Raw genomic sequence first — 17,650 nt, 5'->3', positions numbered from 1 at the left:
AAATCTCCCGATTTCCCCTACTTTATATTTCGGAAAAAAGCGACGAAACAACCGTCACATCTTAGATGCTCTGATGACTATTCTAACATTTTAAGAATGGTTAATAAACTCTTTTATGAATTATTTTGGAACTATTTTAAGGAGCGAGCAGTTACATTTTCGGTGGCTGTCGGCGTCTTATACTGTCCCCAAAGTGACAAAAGAGGGCTCGTGAGAGCAAACGCGAGCTCCTTTCTTTTTTCGGCACACTAGATGTATGTATGGTGCCTGCGTAAGTCCTGAACTAAATACTTCTTTCCTAGATAACTAAATACTTCTTCTTTCTACGTCGCAATTCCCTATTACCAATTCTCTTGATTCACGCTCCGGAAGTCACAGATACACGGATAGCTGTTTTTTCCTTTTTCACGGCGAAGCCCCAATTCTCCACGATCCATTCCAATACTTAGCTTAAGATAGCGAAATCTGCTTGCGTAAAAATAGCCGACGCGGCTGGCCCAACAGCCAACCAGTCCAATTCCAATCCACCTGTTGCAAGCGATAGCCGGCCTGATAGTACAACTGTCGCGCCGCGTGATTATTTTCCAGAACGTGGAGGTAAATCTCAGAAAATCCCCATTCTCTGGCTGTTTCCTCGCAGTTGCTGAGCAATTGTTGAGCAACGCCCTGTCGTCGGTAGTCCGGGTGAACGGCTAAATTCGACAAATAAGGATAGTCAGAACTCGGTATTTGCCAAGGAAAGCGAGAACGCAGAGCCATTTCTACTGTTCCTGCCATGCGCTGAGTTCGGTGCGATCGATAATTCTGCGTTCCCTCCTCCTGCGAGACTAGCTCAGCAACCAGACAAATGTAATGTTCTGCCTTAGAACGTAGTCGATTTTTTAAATCTTCGTAAATGCCCAAACGCAACACTGGATACACCCATTCTACAAACCCCTCGCGGGAGTGAAAGCTCATGGCTAAAATATCAGCTAGCTGCGTTAAGTCGTTGGGCGCAGCCACCCGGATCGAAAAACCAGAAAGTCCGGGAGTTTGTTGTTGGTGAGATGGTGAGGAAAAAAATGAAGGATTCACAATGCCAGGCCACTATATTGATTTTTTTACGCGGGTTTCTAAGCTGCCCTTTTAGAACGTTCACTGATGTTATACTGATCTTATAACGTAACTTATAGGCAGAGTTTATTAGCCAGATTAAATTACATTTTTTTGTGTTTGACTTTAAGTAGTATTTGAGGGAAATGGAAAAGTTTTAGCATTTAATACTCTAGTTATGAAAAAATAAAACTCATCCCATAATACTAGATTTATGGCTCAGCTATTTGGCTTTTAAATTGAAGCTTGATCGCGGGCTTTCGACCAGCGTCACAAGAGTTGAAGTAAACAGTAGCTTACAAATTAAATGCGCGACAGCTTAGCGGGCAAGGTATTAAAAACAATCACAAAGGTTTTTTAACGTCAGGTTCCCGGAATCCTACCGCTCTCTGCTTACGGAAATACCCGATCGAATATAATTTATCCGTCAAGCGGTAGTTGAAAAACTCCACGACTGACCAGACTAACACCGGGTACGATCGCGCGTCGGATGTTCACCGCCGCCTCCCGACCTGACACCCCAGCTTTCAGCAGTTCTGGGCTATCCATCGCCCGTCCCCGATCGAACCGGCCTTACCTGTTGAGCTAGGGGGTACTTTCCCAACTTCCAATTTAAATTTGGATGCCTGGAAACAGTCTGCAGGGGTTTTCTCCGTCGGTTCGATACTCTGCTGCGCGCGAGCGAGACCTTCAAAACCTCGATCGAGCTGATTGACCCTGCCCAAAAACCGATACAAGCCACCGACACTCGTCGGGGACAGATCAAAATTTTAGACCCTAGTTCAAGCTCCGCGATTCATCTGTGGAGTAAATCTAAAATCTAAAATCTAAAATCTAAAATCGACTGATCGGTTTCCACAGAGTACATCCCTAGCTAAGATTAACAGATGGATGCTCGAGCTTGCGGTGTTTAGCCACAGTAATTGGCCTGGGCGTTGGTCTGCAGGAGGCAAAAAAAATGCCGAGATCGGGGAAAAAAGTGCAAGTCTAACTAAAATGGTACAGCAATTGCGCCACCCCCACAGACACCTCTGTGGTCTGTCAGCCACCCCCGAATATCACTCAAGGGCTCGGCGCCGGATTGTGGTCGGTATCCTTGGCTGACTGTTAAAGTTGCTGGTACTTGTAGGAAAAAACACAGGCGAAGAGGTTGGTTGTCTATTGTATCTTGCTGCGGGCAGCTTTCACATACCAAATAAAACAGTCCCAGGAGCCAGGATCAAACATAAATTTTGCAAGTCAACTCACACTCAGGACGGTTATTCCTATGTATTCTGAGATATTCAGACGGCAGTTAAAATCGCCAGATTTGTGTTTGCTCTCCTGCTGCCTAAAGGTAAGGGGTGAAAGAAAATTATCGGGAGACGAGTTTATGTGAATATTATTAAATAATAAAATTGGGGTGCACGACAGATAACTGTGGCTCAGAAGAATTCCGAATTGAAAACCCAGACCTCAAAAATCAAGGTTGATGCTTGCCTTGCACACTCACAACAACTTCATATCCACGAATTATTGTGATACCATTTTCCCAAAATAATGGCACTCTAGGCAAAATCCCAACCCTTATGTCATCAGTCATTCGCAATCGAAAATCAAAAATCGAAAATCGAAAATGGTATGACTTCAGCAATTTAAATCGGCGAATTCTTCCTTTGATCAGACTTATTAAATCGAACAGCCCCGGGGCACAGGAGAACGGTGCATGAATTCCCAAGAAAATCCTAAGCTAAAAATTCTGATCGTCGATGACGAACCGGATAACCTCGACTTGCTTTACCGCACCTTTCATCGAGACTACAAAGTGCTCAGAGCCGAATCTGGCCCGGCTGCTCTCGAAATTTTGGCAAAAGAGGGAGAAGTTGCGGTGATTATCTCTGACCAGCGAATGCCAAAAATGAGCGGTACGGAGTTTCTCAGCCTGACGGCGGCTCAGTACCCCGACGTGATCCGAATTATTTTAACTGGCTATACGGATGTTGAAGATTTAGTTGAAGCTATTAATGCGGGCAAAGTATTCAAATACGTTACCAAGCCTTGGGATGCTCAAGAGCTGATAAATCTTGTCAGTCAAGCTGTTGAGACTCACAATCTTCTGAAAACGCGCACCAATGAACTGCGCCGTGCTTTGAGCCAAGAATCGCTGCTTTATGCCGTTACCAATACTATCCGATCGGCTCCCAATTACCAGCAAATGCTGCAAAGAATTGTGGAAACTGTCGGGCAGATGTTTGAGGTGAGTTGCTGTCTGCTGCGGCCGTTCCAAGACGGCCGGGTGGCTGATGAGTGGTTCGTTTACCAGAAGGCAGAAACTCAAGGGTTGGGGGGCGATGAGGAAGCGATGCCCGGAGATGCTTCTGCTGCGGAACTCTCCCCGGATTTGCTGCCGGATTTGGTTTGGGAAACTTTGGATGTGGAGGTGATTCAAGATGCCCAAACTGACGATCGAGTTTTACACTCGGATAATCAACAGCGACAGCAGGCTTACGAAGCTGCGAATATTCGATCGAGCTTGATCGTACCGCTGTTTTACAAAATCGAACTGATGGCAGTCTTGGCGCTGCACCAGTTTGATCAACCGCGCCAGTGGCAAGACCACGAGGTACAGTTGGTAATTACGGTGGCAGACCAAGCGGCTTTGGCGCTTTCTCAAGCCCGGGCTTACGAACAGGTGCGGGCGCTGGCCAAGCGCGAGGCATTAGTCAATACTATTACTACGGCAATTCGATCGAGTCTCGATCCCCAAAATATTTTTGCAGCCATTACTCAACAACTCGGCCAAGCTTTGCAAGTTGACGGCTGCGCCCTATCTCTGTGGACTGAAGATGATGAATACGTCCAATGCGTGGGGCTATACGACACAGATAGAGATACCGTGGCTGTAGAACAGGGTTTTATTGACAATCCAGAGGTAGTTGCGAACTCTCTGGGCTACGACACGGCTTCTAACGATGCTGCTGAGAACACTCGCGCCTGGGTTTTTGCCCATCCTTCTTTGCCACAGTCTTTGGTGCCGATTCGGGGCAATCCGGTGTTGCTGCAAGTTATGGTATCAAAAGAGCCGGTGGCGATCGAAGATCTTGAGGAACACCCGGAGTTAAATGTTACAGAACTGCAAGTTCGATCGCCAGCCCGCGCCTTGTTAGTCGTTCCCTTACTCTCAGAAGGCAAAATCATCGGCAGCATTTCCCTGCGCCAAAATCGCAGCATCCGCCGCTGGAACATCTCAGATATTGACCTGGCTCAAATAGTCGCGACTCAAGCGGCTCTAGCGGTTCAGCAGTCGCGCCTCTACCAGACTACCAGACAGCAGGCAGAAAGGCTTCTGGAAGCCGATCGGCTCAAAACCGAATTTTTCCAAAATATCTCCCACGAGTTCCGCACCCCTCTAACTCTAACTATCGGCCCTCTAGAATCAGCTTGCAGGCGCCACGAAGACTTGCCCTACGAACAAGCCGTAATCGCTTTGCGTAATTCCCGCCGCCTCCTGCGCTTGGTAAATCAACTGCTGGACTTGCAGCGGCTCGATGCCGGACGGATGCAGCCGAGTTTTCGCCCCTGCGATTTAGTCGGTTTCTGTTACTCTACCGCAGAGTCGTTCCGCGCTTACTGTGAGAAAAAAGGACTGCAGTTAATTACCCAACTGCAAGAATGTCCTTTACTTTATTTGGATCTGGAAAGATTTGACAAAGTTATTTACAACCTGCTATCAAATGCTGTTAAATTCACCCCAGAAGGCGGAACTATCACCCTGAAAGTTGAATCGGCCGGCTCTCACTGCTTGTTGCAAGTAAAAGACACGGGTATCGGCATTCGCACCGAACAAATTCCCTATTTATTCGAGCGCTTTCACCAAGCCGAAGGTTCTGCTAGCCGTTCCTACGAAGGCAGCGGTTTAGGTTTGGCACTTGTCAAAGAATTGGTCGAACTCCACGGCGGTCAAATTTCAGTTGAGTCAGTTTACGGCGAAGGTACTACTTTTACCGTTTGGCTGCACTTCGGTTCGACTCACTTGCCCCCGGAACAGGTACTAGAAATACCTGCGGAGTTTCACTCATCCAAAGCTGCGGTGGAACTGGCAGATGTGGAGGCAGATTTGTCGGAAAATGAGGCAGAGAATCATAATTTTGAGGCGCTCGAACCGATTCGATCAGAAACAGCAGTGGGAACTGTTTTGGTGGTTGACGACAATCCTGATTTGCGCTTTTATGTGTCGTCAATTCTGCGAGATTCCGGTTTTGCAGTTTTGCTGGCGCGCAACGGAGAAGAAGGATTTGCCGTGGCTAAAAAACGTCGCCCTAATTTAATTATAACGGATTTGATGATGCCTTTGGTCTCGGGTTTGGATTTGATTAAGATGATTCGAGAGGATGAGGAATTGCAGGGAACTCCGGCAATTTTGCTGACTGCTAAAGCCGACGAAGATACTCGAATTGAAGGAGTAGAACGGGGTGCGGATGCTTATTTGTCTAAGCCTTTTAACGATCGAGAATTGTTGGCGGAAGTGCGGAATTTGATCGCCCTCAAACAAAACGAGCGGCGAGTGCAGCAGTTGAACAGTTATTTAACTGAGTCGGTGTTACGCCGATTTTTGCCGCCGGCGATGGTGAAGGCCGCTGCGGCTGGAGATTTGGCATTGGATTTGCGCCCGGAACCGCGATTGATTACTATTTTGTTTAGCGATATTGTCGGTTTTACTCAAATGGCAAATACGCTGCGCTCGCGCCGGGTAGCTGAGCTGTTGAATGAATATTTGGCGGCAATGACTAAGGCTATTTTTGACAGTGGCGGTACGGTGGACAAGTTTGTTGGAGATGCGGTAATGGCTTTCTTTGGCGCGCCGGAGGAACTAACGCCTAACGAGCAAGTACGCCGCGCTCTCGCTGCTGCAAGGCAAATGGTGCTATCTCTGAAGGAGCTTAACAAGGGCTGGTTGGAGCAGGGAATTGTTGGGGAAAATGGGGTGCCTCCGGTGCGGTTTCGCTGCGGAATTCACCAGGGTACTGCGGTGGTGGGGATGTTTGGCGGCCCCGATCGATCGGATTATACTGCGATCGGGCCGAGCGTGAATATTGCCGCCCGCTTGCAAGAGGTGACGGAACCAAACACCGTGCTAATTTCGGCGGCGGTGGCAGATTATGTTGAGGAAAATCGCATTGTTAAATATAAGCCTTTGAAACTAAAGGGAATTGATGAAACGGTATTGACTTTTTTACTAAATTGTGATTAGTCATGATAAGTATTATATGTTGATATTCCACGCACAATTTCGGGAACAACCTATTCCTAAATAAGTAGATGAGTCGCCAAATATGTATGTAGTCCAAAGCGATTGTCACTCCGTGAAAGAATGCTTAGAAGCGATATTTTAGGAAAACAATCGCCAGATTTATGATAGTTGGCCAGTCTGTGATATACCAAAGTTTATTGGCACCTACCTAATGGCCGTACACAACGTGTTAAATTTAACTTTAATCACGCTAGTTAATGTTTTTTTACATAAACATAATTTTTTCCGCCTACCTACTTAAGCGCGTGGCTCTGCGCTCCGGCTGGGGAGTCCATTGTTTAATCTTTAATATTTAATCGACTCACCAAAGTTCCAGCTTCCAAATGGCGGCTGGGGAGTCAACTCTAAAATCTAAAATCTAAAATCTAAAATCTAACAGTGACTAACATTCCTGGCTTGAATCTATCAAAAGAGGGAACTTTTTTAACCGCTCGTCGCTGGATAACCTCTATCTAGAGAACGGTTACGCCGATCGCTCTGATCGAGTAAAAATAGAATGTCATATCTTGCTTTGTATTCTATGAAACTGAATTATTTTACGAAACGGCTTTCGACTTTAGGGCGCTTGATGGCTGCAACTGTGCTTTGCGTGTCAGCAATGGCGTTTGTTTGGTCTGGTGCGTTCTTCTCTAACACCGCAGCAATGGCTTCTCCTGCTGTAAACTCGATGGCAGCAACAGAAGATGCGGGCGATGTGGTTCAAGAAAAAGCCAGCAAAGATGCTGGACGAGCCAAGAACTTCATCCGAGATACAGAAGAGAAGGTTAAGGAAACTGCCAAGACAAATGCTAGTAAAGTCGATCGCTCATCGGAGGATGGTAGTGTAGTAGAGCGCAAAGCTAAGAAAGATGCGGCCACAATTGAGAAAAGAGCATCGGAAGATTCAGCTCGGACTCAGAAAGCAGTAGATAATACCAAGAATGCTGTCGAGAGCGCTGTTGACAGCATCAAGGGTGTTTTTAGCAATTAGAAAATAAATAAGTAGGTAAGTGCAAAGCCCTTGTCTACTTAAGTAAGCGGGCATGAATAAACTGATGTGCGGGGCGGGTTTTGACCTGAAATAAGTTGGATAGCAAGAGTTAATTGCACTCACCCGCCCACCATATCTTATGGTTTTGTCGTTCTTGTCTGCTTACTTGAAACTGAAAAATTGATGTAGCTTAAGCAGAATCTCTAGAGGGTTTGTAGAACCGACGCCAAACCCTGCTTTAAAATTGCCGCAAAAAGCGCAAGTCGCTAGCATAAACCCGGCGAATATCGTCGATTTCATAAAGTACCATTGCGAACCGCTCGACCCCAAAACCGGCCGCAAACCCAGTATATTTTTCTGGGTCTAAACCGACTCCTTTAAGAACATTCGGATCGACAGTTCCGCAACCCAATACTTCCAGCCATTTGCCGTTCCACTGCAAATCTACTTCCGCAGAAGGTTCGGTAAAGGGAAAGTAACTCGTGCGGAAACGAATCGGCAAATCTTGCCCGAACATTTGCCGCAAAAACTCTTTAATTGTACCTTTCAAGTCAGTAAATGTTAGACCTTCACCAATTGCTAAAAGTTCAATTTGGTGGAAAACTGCGGCGTGAGTAGCATCAACAGTATCGCGACGGTAAACGCGGCCGGGAGAGACAATCCGAATCGGCGGTTTGTGCTGTTCCATGTAGCGAATTTGCACTGAGGATGTCTGAGTCCGCAGCAAGTCGCCACCTGGCAAGTAAAATGTATCTTGCATATCCCGCGCTGGGTGGTCTGGCGGTGTGTTCAGCGCCTCGAAGTTGTAATAATCTGTTTCCATTTCCGGGCCGTTGGCGACGGTGTAGCCGAGGCCGACAAAGATATCGAGAGCGCGGTCTATGACTGCGTTTAATGGGTGCACACGGCCTTGGGGGCGAAAAATCCCCGGCATGGTGACATCGATGGTTTCTGAGGCTAATTTGGCTCCAATTTGGGCGGTTTGGAGGGCAGCGCGCTTGTCTTCTAAATCGGCTTGCAGGGCTTCTTTGACTGTATTGGCGATCGCACCTACTTTGGGTCGCTGGTCTGGCGACAGTTTGCCCATCATGCCTAAAATTTGAGAGAGTTGGCCTTTTTTGCCGAGATAGCCGACGCGCAACTGTTCGAGTTGTTCGAGGGTATTGGCAGTGGCGATCGCACTTTTGGACTCTTGACCGAGGGTTTCTAGTTGAGTTTCAATGTCGCTTAGCTGGACAGTCATTTTGATTTTTGATTTTTGATTTTTGATTTTTGATTGATGGCAGTTTTGGGCCAAGTTGAGTTTAGCGCAATTTTGGCTCTTCAGCTTGTTGATTTTAGATTTTAGATTTTAGATTTTAGATTGATGGCAGTTTTGGGCCAAGTCGAGTTTAGGGCAATTTTGGCTCTTCAGCTTGTTGATTTTAGATTTTAGATTGATGGCAGTTTTGGGCCAAGTTGAGTTTAGGGCAATTTTGGCTCGACAGTCTGGTTGATTTTAGATTTTAGATTTTAGGTTTTAGCTTTTCGGCAGTTAGGGATAATTTGTAATAGGTAATTCGATGTTAGAGCGATCGCCCTAGTTAAATCTAGTTTAGTATTGTTATAAGGCCTCTAAAAATTTCAATGAAACTTTTAATTAGCAACGACGACGGCATCTTTGCACAAGGCATCCGTAGCCTGGCCAACGCTCTCGCTGCTGCTGGCCACGACGTGAGCGTAGTTTGTCCCGACAGAGAGCGCTCCGCTACCGGCCACGGCCTTACCCTGCACCAACCCATCCGCGCCGAAATTGTCGAATCTATTTTTGATCCCGCAGTTCAAGCTTGGGCCTGTTCGGGTACTCCCGCCGACTGCGTGAAACTTGCTTTGTGGGCTTTACTTGACAAACCGCCGGATTTTGTTCTTTCCGGTATCAACCACGGGCCCAATTTAGGCACGGATATCATCTGTTCGGGTACGGTTTCGGCAGCAATGGAAGGAATTATGGAAGGCATTCCCAGTATTGCTTTCAGCCTCGCCAGCTTTACTTCGCAGGAATTTGGGCCGGCGGTGGATTTCGCTGTCACCTTGCTGGCACAGTTGGAAAAACAGCCAATGGCGAAACCGATGCTGTTGAATGTCAACATACCGGCAGTCACACAAGCAGAAATTACCGGAGTTGCGATCGCCCGTCAAGGCATTCGCCGCTATTTCGACATATTTCAAAAGCGCACCGATCCGCGCGGCAAAACTTATTATTGGCTGGCTGGCGAATTGTTAGAAGATGTAGAAGAAGCCCCCGATTCGGCGGTGCCGCATGATATTCCTACTGACGTACAAGCTATTCGCGACAACAGAATAACCGTAACTCCTTTGCAATATAATCTCACCTGTGCTCCAGACTTGCACTCGTTGCGGGATTGGCAATTTGAAGGTTTTCCCAAGCAGTGAGCTCCAATCGACCCGATCGGAGCGGTAAACTAGGAATTAAGGAAAAGTGCCTCTCAAGGTCTATACCTTAGGCGTTAACGCAGGCTCCCAATTACTTGTTAGTTTTTTTTAGTCAAGAAAAACCGTTATGAACGCTCCCACCTATAACACTCATTCTGTCACTTGCCCGATCTGCAACCGTTCTAGCGTCGTAGGCCCTGTCGGGATGGTCAGTGGACTATTCACTTGTCCCCACTGCCATTCTCATATGGTAATTAGCTGGAGCGGTCATTTTGTGCGCGATCCTTTTAGTCTCAAACAACTGACGGTGGGAAAGATGCTCAGGCGCGAGAGCAGACCGTTAGCTCGCCTTCAGCGGGACTTTGGGCTCGGTAAGCCTTTTCCGCTGATTGCAATTTTGGGCAGTGTGGTCTTTTTCGGGTGTGCGCTAGCGGCTACGGAACAATCGCTACCCCGACAGAATTCACTTCAAGGAATTGTAGAGTGGGTGAGCGGAACTGGTAATTCCCAAGATGTCTCACGTTAACATTTCTTAAAAGAAATTGTGACAGATACTGCGTGCAAATATCTATTTCTTTAGGTAGAAATCACACTATTTTAGCAATTGCATCCATCTTGAGCTGCGCGTTAAGTTGATACCTATAGCGCCCAGGTTTATGAAGTAGGGACACGGCCTAGGGTAATTCCCTAGGGCGGGGATAGAGCGATAGGCTGGTGTCCTTGATAAACCTGGGATACGCTGTATAGCAGTTCTCAAGAAGGTGAGGTAGGCCCTATGCCCTATACCCTATGCGCTAGGCCCTTGATCCGAGAGCACTTCCTGTTACTCAGAAAGGCTATATCACCTCGCTCAATTTAGAAACTCAGCAATTTTTCTAACTGCTGCTTCCAAAATTGCTGGCGACTCGACTAAGGCAAATCGCACGTAGCCTTCTCCTGATTTCCCGAAACCGGCACCGGGGGAAGCTGCGACTCCTGTACTCTGCACTAGCTGAGTGCAAAATTTCACGGAATCTTGGGCCCAAGGTTCTGGCAGTTTCGCCCAGACGTACATGGTGGCGGGGGGTACGGGTACTTGCCAGCCGATGCCCTGTAGCGCGTTTACAAAGGCATCCCGCCGTTTTCTGAAGGTTTCTACGCTGGTTCTGACGGTATCTTGAGGGCCGGTTAATGCGGAGATCGCTCCGTTCAAAATCCCTCGGTATTGGTTGAAGTCCACTGCGGCTTTTACCTGTCGCAGCGCTGCAATTAGTTCGGAATTGCCGATCGCATATCCGACTCGAAAACCTCCCATACTGTAGGATTTGGATAGTGTAAAAAACTCGATCGCCACACTCTTATCTCTATCGGCCTGAAAAATTGACGGCGCCATCAATTTTCGATATTCTTCCTCGTTACCAGACTCTGCCTCTATGAGAGAATTGCGATCGTCAAACACCAAATCCACATAAGGGAAATCGTGAACTAACACCAGTCCATGTTCTCGACAAAAAGCCACAGCTTTCTCAAAAAAAGCAACCGGGGCGATCGCAGTTGTAGGATTGTGAGGATAGCTCAAAACCATCATCTTCGACTGAGCCAACACTGCTGTCGGAATATCTTCAAATATCGGCAAAAACGCATTTTCTGCTAATAGCGGCATCGGATAAATTTGACCGCCCGCCAAATGCACACCGCCCGCGTGGGAAGGATATCCCGGATCGAGCAACAAAGCAAAATCCCCAGGGTTGAGTACAGCTAAAGGCATATGCGCCGTGCCTTCTTGGGAACCAATTAACGGCAGCACTTCTGTTTCTGGATTGACTGCAATCCCAAATTTTTGCTCGTACCAAATAGCTGCTGCTTCCCGAAAATCTCTTGTGCCGTTAAATAGCAAATAGCCGTGAGTGCTGGTGTCGGACAGAGAATGGGCGATCGCCTCTGTAATGTGAGCAGCCGCCGGCAAATCCGAAGAACCCAGAGACAAGTCAATCACATTCTGCCCCGCTGCTCTAGCTTGAGCTTTTGCCCGATCCATATCGGCAAATACATTAAATTGCAGTGGATCTAAACGTTTAGCAAATTGCATATTTTCTGTATGTTTTGGGCTTTTTAAGGAATATTTTTATATTAACTAAATTATTTTTTAAATTGCATTTTTATGGGGTTTGTGATTTTTTTGACTAACCGCAGAGAGCGCCGATGGCGCCGAGTCAAAGAGGAATATCGAGGATAAAAGAGAGATATTAAAAAAACTTTGCGATTGCTATAGTTGTGAGTTGGGAGTTGGAAACTCCCGAATCATTTCCAAACTTTATAAGTGAGCGTCGAGCAAACCGATTAAAGTTTGTTTACTAATAGCTCCTTCGTGAGAAAGCACTACTTCGGCATTTTTAAACAGCCTGAGAGCTGGGACTCCTTCTACTTTATACTGCTTGACAGTATTAGGATTGGGGTCAATTTCCATTTTAACCACTTTCAGCCGATCGCTGTAGTTGGCCGCCACCCAGTCTACCGAAGGCGCGATCAGTTTGCAAGGCCCGCACCAAGTAGCCCAAAAATAGGCAAGCACTGGTTGCTCAGCTTTCAGGACTTCTGTTTCAAATTTTTCGTCGTTAATGACAATTACACTGTTGCTCATGGTTCTGCGATTATTTTTTCTATTTATTTCTAAAGCACCGGCGGGCGTGAAACTTGTACCAACTGAGAAGACAGGCCCAAAAAACTGTTACTAATTTTAAAACATTCTGCGAATTATTGAGTGCGAACTCAGGACTGGGGACTGATGGCTAATTCTGTATGGCGTTTAATTCCACTGTTGTCGGCGTCTGGTAGCGTGCAGATGGCGATCGACCAATGGCTACTGGAACAGCATCTAGCGGGCAAACATCCGCCAACTCTGCGATTTTACACTTGGCAACCGGCGGCGATTTCCTTGGGCTACCACCAGCGCAGGTGGCCGGAGTTTTGGCAGCATTTGTCTTGGCAGGGAATCCCTGTGGAGTTGGTGAGGAGGCCCAGCGGCGGGCGCGCCGTACTTCACCAAGGGGATTTAACTTATGCAGTTGTGGCCTCGGGATTTGGAAGCAGCCGTATGAAAGCTTATCAGACTATTTGCGAGTTTTTGATTGAGGGTTGGAGGGCGATGGGTTTGGATTTGCAATACGGGGAAGCTGGAAGGGGTTATATTCACAATCCGAATTGTTTTGGTACTGCGACGGGTGCAGATTTAGTTACACTTGATGGCTGCAAGTTAATTGGTAGCGCGCAATTGCGACGGGGTGATGCTATTTTGCAGCACGGTTCGATGCGTTTGCAGCCAGATGTTTGTTTGTTTTCTCAAGTTTTTGGGGAGCAATTAATTCCTGTGCAATTACCTCTATCTGAAGGAGGAGATGATTTGATTGCAACTGTAATTGATGTTTTGAGTGCGGCTGCTTGTCGCTATTTTGAAATTGATTTGGAGGTGCAGCCGCTTTCGGATCAGGAATGGCAGGATATTTTGGAATTAACAAGTAATAAGCTGTTTCACATTTAACCTGCATATTTGGGAGCCGGCTTTCCGCGCGCCTTTTGGGAACAGCCAAGATGGCCGTTCCACAAGAGATTTATGGAATAATTATTGTGGGTCAAAAAGTCGGCAGCCTTTTCGGAACAGCCAAGATGGCCGTTCCACAATAAAATTTCTTTGTTGTGGAACGGTCATCTTGGCTGTTAGTGATACCAGTTAAAAATTTGTACACTTATTTTTATTAAAACTCTTGTGGGCCGTTGCTCCGACGCCAAAAAAGTTAAATTTAAATGCAGTAAAGCTTATGGCTGTGGCTTAGTTTGAACGATCGGCTCTTTGGCAATTTCGCCCAATTTCACAGAATCCAGCAAGCTTTCCCAGTCAGCCTTGAACGTTGTATCATTAGGCTGATCACGGCGGGCGGCAGCTAAAGTGCTGAGGGCATCTTGCCAAATCCCATTTTGAGCATAAATAAAGGTTTTCTGGCGCGGATCTGCCTGATCTAATTGACGGCGGATATCTGCACTGAGTTCAACACGCCGTACAGTACCGATTTCGATCTGATCTGCCGATCGGTCTTGAGAGTCGCAAATCACTGTAAAATTCCAAGTGTAACTTTTGCCTACTTCCAAGGGCAGCACCTTTTGGTTAGCGGGGATACTAACGCCGATCACCCCTGATAAATTGCTAATTGTGAGATCCTGTTTATAAATCTGGTTGCCGCTTGGATCTTTTAGGATAAATTCGGCTGATTCCGCCTCTGTTGGAGGCAAGTAGAAAAAGAACGTTGGATAGTCGGAAACAGTCCGTCCCATCTTATTTGTAGGCACTAAGGCTGTGAGACCTAGCTGACTAATGCTCGCGCAGCCACCGCGCACAGGGCGTCCCGGTTGAGTGGGGGGCCGCTCATCTATATCTTCAGTAGGCTGAATGAAGCGCGGCCCTCCCGGTATAGGGTTGGGTGGGCGGTCAGGTGTGTTTATTATCGGCTGCCCCACAACTGCCAATTGAGAAATGTTAAGTGTAGCTATCAATACTATTGAGCCAACTGATATCAGATTGATGAGAAACTTAGTAATTGTTTTCATATTAACTCCATGAATTTGTAGGGAGAGAGTCTCTCTTTTTATTTCTTTTTCCTTCCCAAAATCCGGTAGACATTAACTTTTTGTTCCCTACCTCTTAACGGTAAAGGTCCCCAAGATTCTACCTCAAATTTGTTCGCCAGATGCAGAAAGGTTTCTTCTGCAATCAATATCCGGCAAGTGCCCTCTTGCCGATGCTTTTCGCAGCTTTCCAGGCGAGAGGCAATATTTACGCTGTCGCCGATCACTCCATATTCTAAACGGGTTGTGCCTCCCAGACTACCCACCATAACAGGCCCTGTAAAGATGCCTACTCGCATTTTTGCGACCGGTAAACCGCGCGCAAGCCAATTTTGATTCATTTCTGGCAAGCGGGAACTGATGGCTAAAGCACAAGATACGGCAAGGCGAGCATCTTCGGCAATTTCTTCGGGAGTGGTGCGGGGAATGGGTACGCCAAATACTGCCAGCATTCCATCTCCGGTAAATTTATTAATCACGCCTTGATGTGCTTGGACTTCTTGAGCCATTGCTGATAAATACTCATTTAACCAACTCATTACCACTTCTGGTGGTAGTTTTTCGGAGATTGTACTAAAACCCTGCAAGTCGGTGAGGATGATGGTAGCAGTAACTTTTTGCCCTGGCAATAACCCTGATTCGAGCAGATGGACGCGCTCTTTCCACAGCGCATTTGCGATCGCCGGTGAAGTTTGTTGTCCTAATAATTTCATCACAATCCCTTGCTGTTGCCTCGACTGCTCGTATTTATAGGTAACTGCGACTCCTGCGGTGATTAAAAGTCCCATAGCTGGAGCGATTAAAGGTATCCACCCCTGTTGCATGAAGAGGAAAAAGGTGAATCCGAATAATGAGCCGCAAGCTACAATCGCGATCGCGATCAAATTTAGGGATTTTTCTAGCCGCCAAGCTAAACAGCCACCCACTGCACTCCACACAGCGATCCAGAGAATTTCGTGCCATTCGTCCCAATACCAAAATAGCCCTTTGCCGTCTAACACTGCACTGAGAATGTGGCTGGTGGCCGTTGCGTGAATTAATACCCCAGGCGTCGGGATATTACCGTTTTTAGTAGCGCTGTAAGGGGTAGAAAAAATATCTTTTACAGTTGGGGCTGTAACGCCAATTAAGACTATTTTACCTTTTACCAATTTGGGGTCAACTTTGCCTTGCAAAACTTGAGTTATTGTCACGGTTTCTGCTATATTTTTAGCAGAACGGTAATTGAGCAATATTTGATAGCCTTGGGCAGGAATGTTCTGATAACCTCCTGAGTTTGAGCGCAACTTTGAAAATACTATTTTATTTACCAGGAATTCATTGTTTTTTGTACCTTTAGATTCTATTTTTCGGCTATCCAAATATGCAAAAGCTAGCCTGGAGGGAAATGAATAAAACGTTTTCTTACCATCGCCAATAGAAATTACATTGCGACGCACTATACCATCTGGATCGAGATACAAATCGTTAAATCCTACCCGCCGGTCGGGTATGTTGGGAGGTGGCTGCACTCGATCGTACTTTGAGGTGCCGATGAAGGTAATGGGAAATACTTTGGGGTTTTTCAGTTGAGTTGCTAATTCTGCATTCCCCGGTTCGTAGGGAATATCACGAATTATATCAATGCCAATAGCTGTGGGTTCTAGACGCGCTATTTCTGCGAGCGCTTTTGCTAAAACGCGATCGGAAAGTGGCCATTTTTCAATAGTATTAATATCTCGCTCTGTGACTTCAACTATCAGTAACCTGGGGTCAGGGCCTGGATCGGGCCGCAACTGCACCATGAGGTCGAAAGCATTTAATTCCAGTGGCTGCAACCCGCCTAAATGCCGCACTCCCAATAGAGTTCCGGTCACGACAATCCAGATAATAGCAAGAGGTTGCAAGTCAGGGAAGGGGAAGAAATAAGTTAAGTTTTTCCAACGTCCCTCCCCCAATTTATGATAAATTCTATTAAAGAATTTGGGCATAAAATTTAATGTTTGAACCCTGAGTGACAAAGTTGGCTACATCTTAACTTATCACTAATGCCCCTTACCGATGCCCAATTTTTAATTTTCCTGTGCTGTTTTGGCGATCGCACTTAACTGCAATCCCTGCGGATAGCTGTTTTCTTCTTTGCTGCGCTTGATGTCGGCGATTGAAATCTGGGGTTTGAGGTATTTTGCTAAAACTTTAACTACGTCGCCGCGATCGATCGTCCCTGCTACTGAACCAATGGGCGAGAGAACAATGATTCGCGGGAGTTGGCGGGCTTCCATGCTGTTAATTACTTCGGCGATGGATGCTTTTTCGGAGACTGTGGGGGTTTTTCCCAGGGGTTTCAAAATGTTGTGCAAAGTCTGAATTGGCCATTGACTGCGTTCTGTGAAGCGGATATCGTCGATCGACACTAACCCCAAATCCCGGCCGTTGGTCGCAGCAATGTAAAATGGAAACGGATTGACTTCTAACAAATAGCGATCGGCAAATTCTCGCAGAGTCAAATCTGCATCTACAACTCGAAACTCGCGGCTCATCGCATCGCGGGCTTTAATTTTAACCAAGGCTTCTTGCAGTGAAGTCAATCTGCTATAAGCAGTGGCATTGCGAATGGCAAATCCGCCGATCAGCGCAATCCACAAGCCGCCGTACTCGCGCGCTAAAAAGCATAAACTCAGACCCAAAGCAACACCCAGCCAACCTAAAACTTGTCCTGTTTTTGCCGCCCAGCGAACGCCTGCAAATCGAGAGCCTGTTATTTTCCAAATTGCTGCTTTTAAAACTTGTCCTCCGTCCAAAGGCAGACCGGGAATTAAGTTAAATAATCCCAAAACGAGATTGATTAGTGCTACCCTTTCGATGACAATTGCTAACAAACTTTTCGGCGGCAGAACTTGAGAACCCAAACCGAGGATTAAAAACAACGCAAAGCTGACTAGAGGGCCGGCAATGGCTACTTGAAAAGCTTGACCCGGAGTTTTTGATTCCGAGTCGATCGAAGCTACTCCGCCAAATAAAAATAAGGTAATAGAATTAACTTTAATGCCTTGCGATATCGCCGCCAAGCTGTGTCCGAGTTCGTGCAAGAGCACGGAAGCAAACAGTAGCAGAGCTATTGCTAACCCCGCACTCCAGGAGAGCGCAGGCCCCCACAGGCCGTAACTGCTGGCGTATTCGCGGGTTGCTAAGGCTAAAATTATAAACCACGAATAATCTATAACTAGGGGGATGCCAAATAAAGAGCCGATTCGCCAACCTGTCTGCATGAAGTTTCCTGGGAAAGGAGA

Annotated in this window: 13 protein-coding genes; 5 read left to right on the top strand and 8 right to left on the bottom strand. The window is 46.7% G+C overall.

Features of this window, described 5'->3' with window-relative positions; all coding sequences use genetic code 11:
* Window positions 1-450: 450 nt before the first annotated feature.
* Together D0A37_RS01335 and D0A37_RS28820 are read right to left on the bottom strand one after the other, a co-directional pair.
* Window positions 451-1,074: a GNAT family N-acetyltransferase gene (locus D0A37_RS01335; RefSeq protein ID WP_242720273.1), complete on the bottom strand. Its 624-nt coding sequence runs from the start codon at window positions 1,072-1,074 to the stop codon at window positions 451-453.
* Between the two features lie 438 nt (window positions 1,075-1,512).
* On the bottom strand, window positions 1,513-1,641 hold the full coding sequence (locus tag D0A37_RS28820; protein WP_278187130.1) for a hypothetical protein: 129 nt from the start codon (window positions 1,639-1,641) through the stop codon (window positions 1,513-1,515).
* Between the two features lie 1,156 nt (window positions 1,642-2,797).
* Here D0A37_RS28820 and D0A37_RS01330 point away from each other — a divergent pair.
* The gene (locus D0A37_RS01330; protein WP_242720271.1) at window positions 2,798-6,322 is read left to right on the top strand and encodes a response regulator; all 3,525 of its coding nucleotides are present in this window, start codon (window positions 2,798-2,800) and stop codon (window positions 6,320-6,322) included.
* Window positions 6,323-6,902: 580 nt separating this feature from the next.
* Window positions 6,903-7,352, top strand: a complete 450-nt coding sequence (locus D0A37_RS01325; protein ID WP_242720269.1) for a hypothetical protein — start codon at window positions 6,903-6,905, stop codon at window positions 7,350-7,352.
* 238 nt (window positions 7,353-7,590) lie between these two features.
* Here D0A37_RS01325 and pheS read toward each other — a convergent pair whose 3' ends face one another.
* On the bottom strand, window positions 7,591-8,595 hold the full coding sequence (gene pheS / locus D0A37_RS01320; protein ID WP_242720267.1) for a phenylalanine--tRNA ligase subunit alpha: 1,005 nt from the start codon (window positions 8,593-8,595) through the stop codon (window positions 7,591-7,593).
* Window positions 8,596-8,978: 383 nt separating this feature from the next.
* On the opposite strand from pheS, the gene surE reads away from it, so the two are divergent.
* Window positions 8,979-9,785 carry a 5'/3'-nucleotidase SurE gene (gene surE / locus D0A37_RS01315; protein WP_242720265.1) on the top strand — a complete coding sequence of 269 codons (807 nt, stop codon included), beginning with the start codon at window positions 8,979-8,981 and terminating at the stop codon, window positions 9,783-9,785.
* A gap of 127 nt (window positions 9,786-9,912) precedes the next feature.
* Window positions 9,913-10,311: a hypothetical protein gene (locus D0A37_RS01310; RefSeq protein ID WP_242720263.1), complete on the top strand. Its 399-nt coding sequence runs from the start codon at window positions 9,913-9,915 to the stop codon at window positions 10,309-10,311.
* A 324-nt stretch (window positions 10,312-10,635) separates the two neighbouring features.
* Here the strand turns inward: D0A37_RS01310 and D0A37_RS01305 are convergent, their stop codons facing one another.
* Window positions 10,636-11,853, bottom strand: coding sequence for an LL-diaminopimelate aminotransferase (locus tag D0A37_RS01305; protein WP_242720261.1), 1,218 nt, complete (start codon window positions 11,851-11,853; stop codon window positions 10,636-10,638).
* Between the two features lie 225 nt (window positions 11,854-12,078).
* Complete coding sequence (locus D0A37_RS01300) at window positions 12,079-12,405, bottom strand: thioredoxin family protein (RefSeq protein WP_006634470.1); 327 nt, start codon at window positions 12,403-12,405, stop codon at window positions 12,079-12,081.
* Window positions 12,406-12,549: 144 nt separating this feature from the next.
* Between D0A37_RS01300 and D0A37_RS01295 the strand changes: the two genes are divergently transcribed.
* Entirely contained in the window at window positions 12,550-13,302 is a 753-nt protein-coding gene (locus tag D0A37_RS01295) for a lipoate--protein ligase family protein (RefSeq protein WP_242720259.1), read from the top strand.
* A gap of 275 nt (window positions 13,303-13,577) precedes the next feature.
* Here the strand turns inward: D0A37_RS01295 and D0A37_RS01290 are convergent, their stop codons facing one another.
* From D0A37_RS01290 to D0A37_RS01280, 3 genes are all read right to left on the bottom strand, one after another.
* Complete coding sequence (locus D0A37_RS01290) at window positions 13,578-14,363, bottom strand: DUF928 domain-containing protein (protein WP_242720257.1); 786 nt, start codon at window positions 14,361-14,363, stop codon at window positions 13,578-13,580.
* A gap of 38 nt (window positions 14,364-14,401) precedes the next feature.
* Window positions 14,402-16,351, bottom strand: a complete 1,950-nt coding sequence (locus D0A37_RS01285) for a CHASE2 domain-containing protein (protein ID WP_242720255.1) — start codon at window positions 16,349-16,351, stop codon at window positions 14,402-14,404.
* Between the two features lie 81 nt (window positions 16,352-16,432).
* Window positions 16,433-17,629, bottom strand: coding sequence for a site-2 protease family protein (locus tag D0A37_RS01280; RefSeq protein WP_242720253.1), 1,197 nt, complete (start codon window positions 17,627-17,629; stop codon window positions 16,433-16,435).
* Between the last annotated feature and the right edge of the window lie 21 nt (window positions 17,630-17,650).

The sequence above is a fragment of the Microcoleus vaginatus HSN003 genome (assembly GCF_022701255.1).
Lineage (GTDB): Bacteria > Cyanobacteriota > Cyanobacteriia > Cyanobacteriales > Microcoleaceae > Microcoleus > Microcoleus vaginatus_B.
This window is presented reverse-complemented; position numbering and strand designations above follow the sequence as displayed.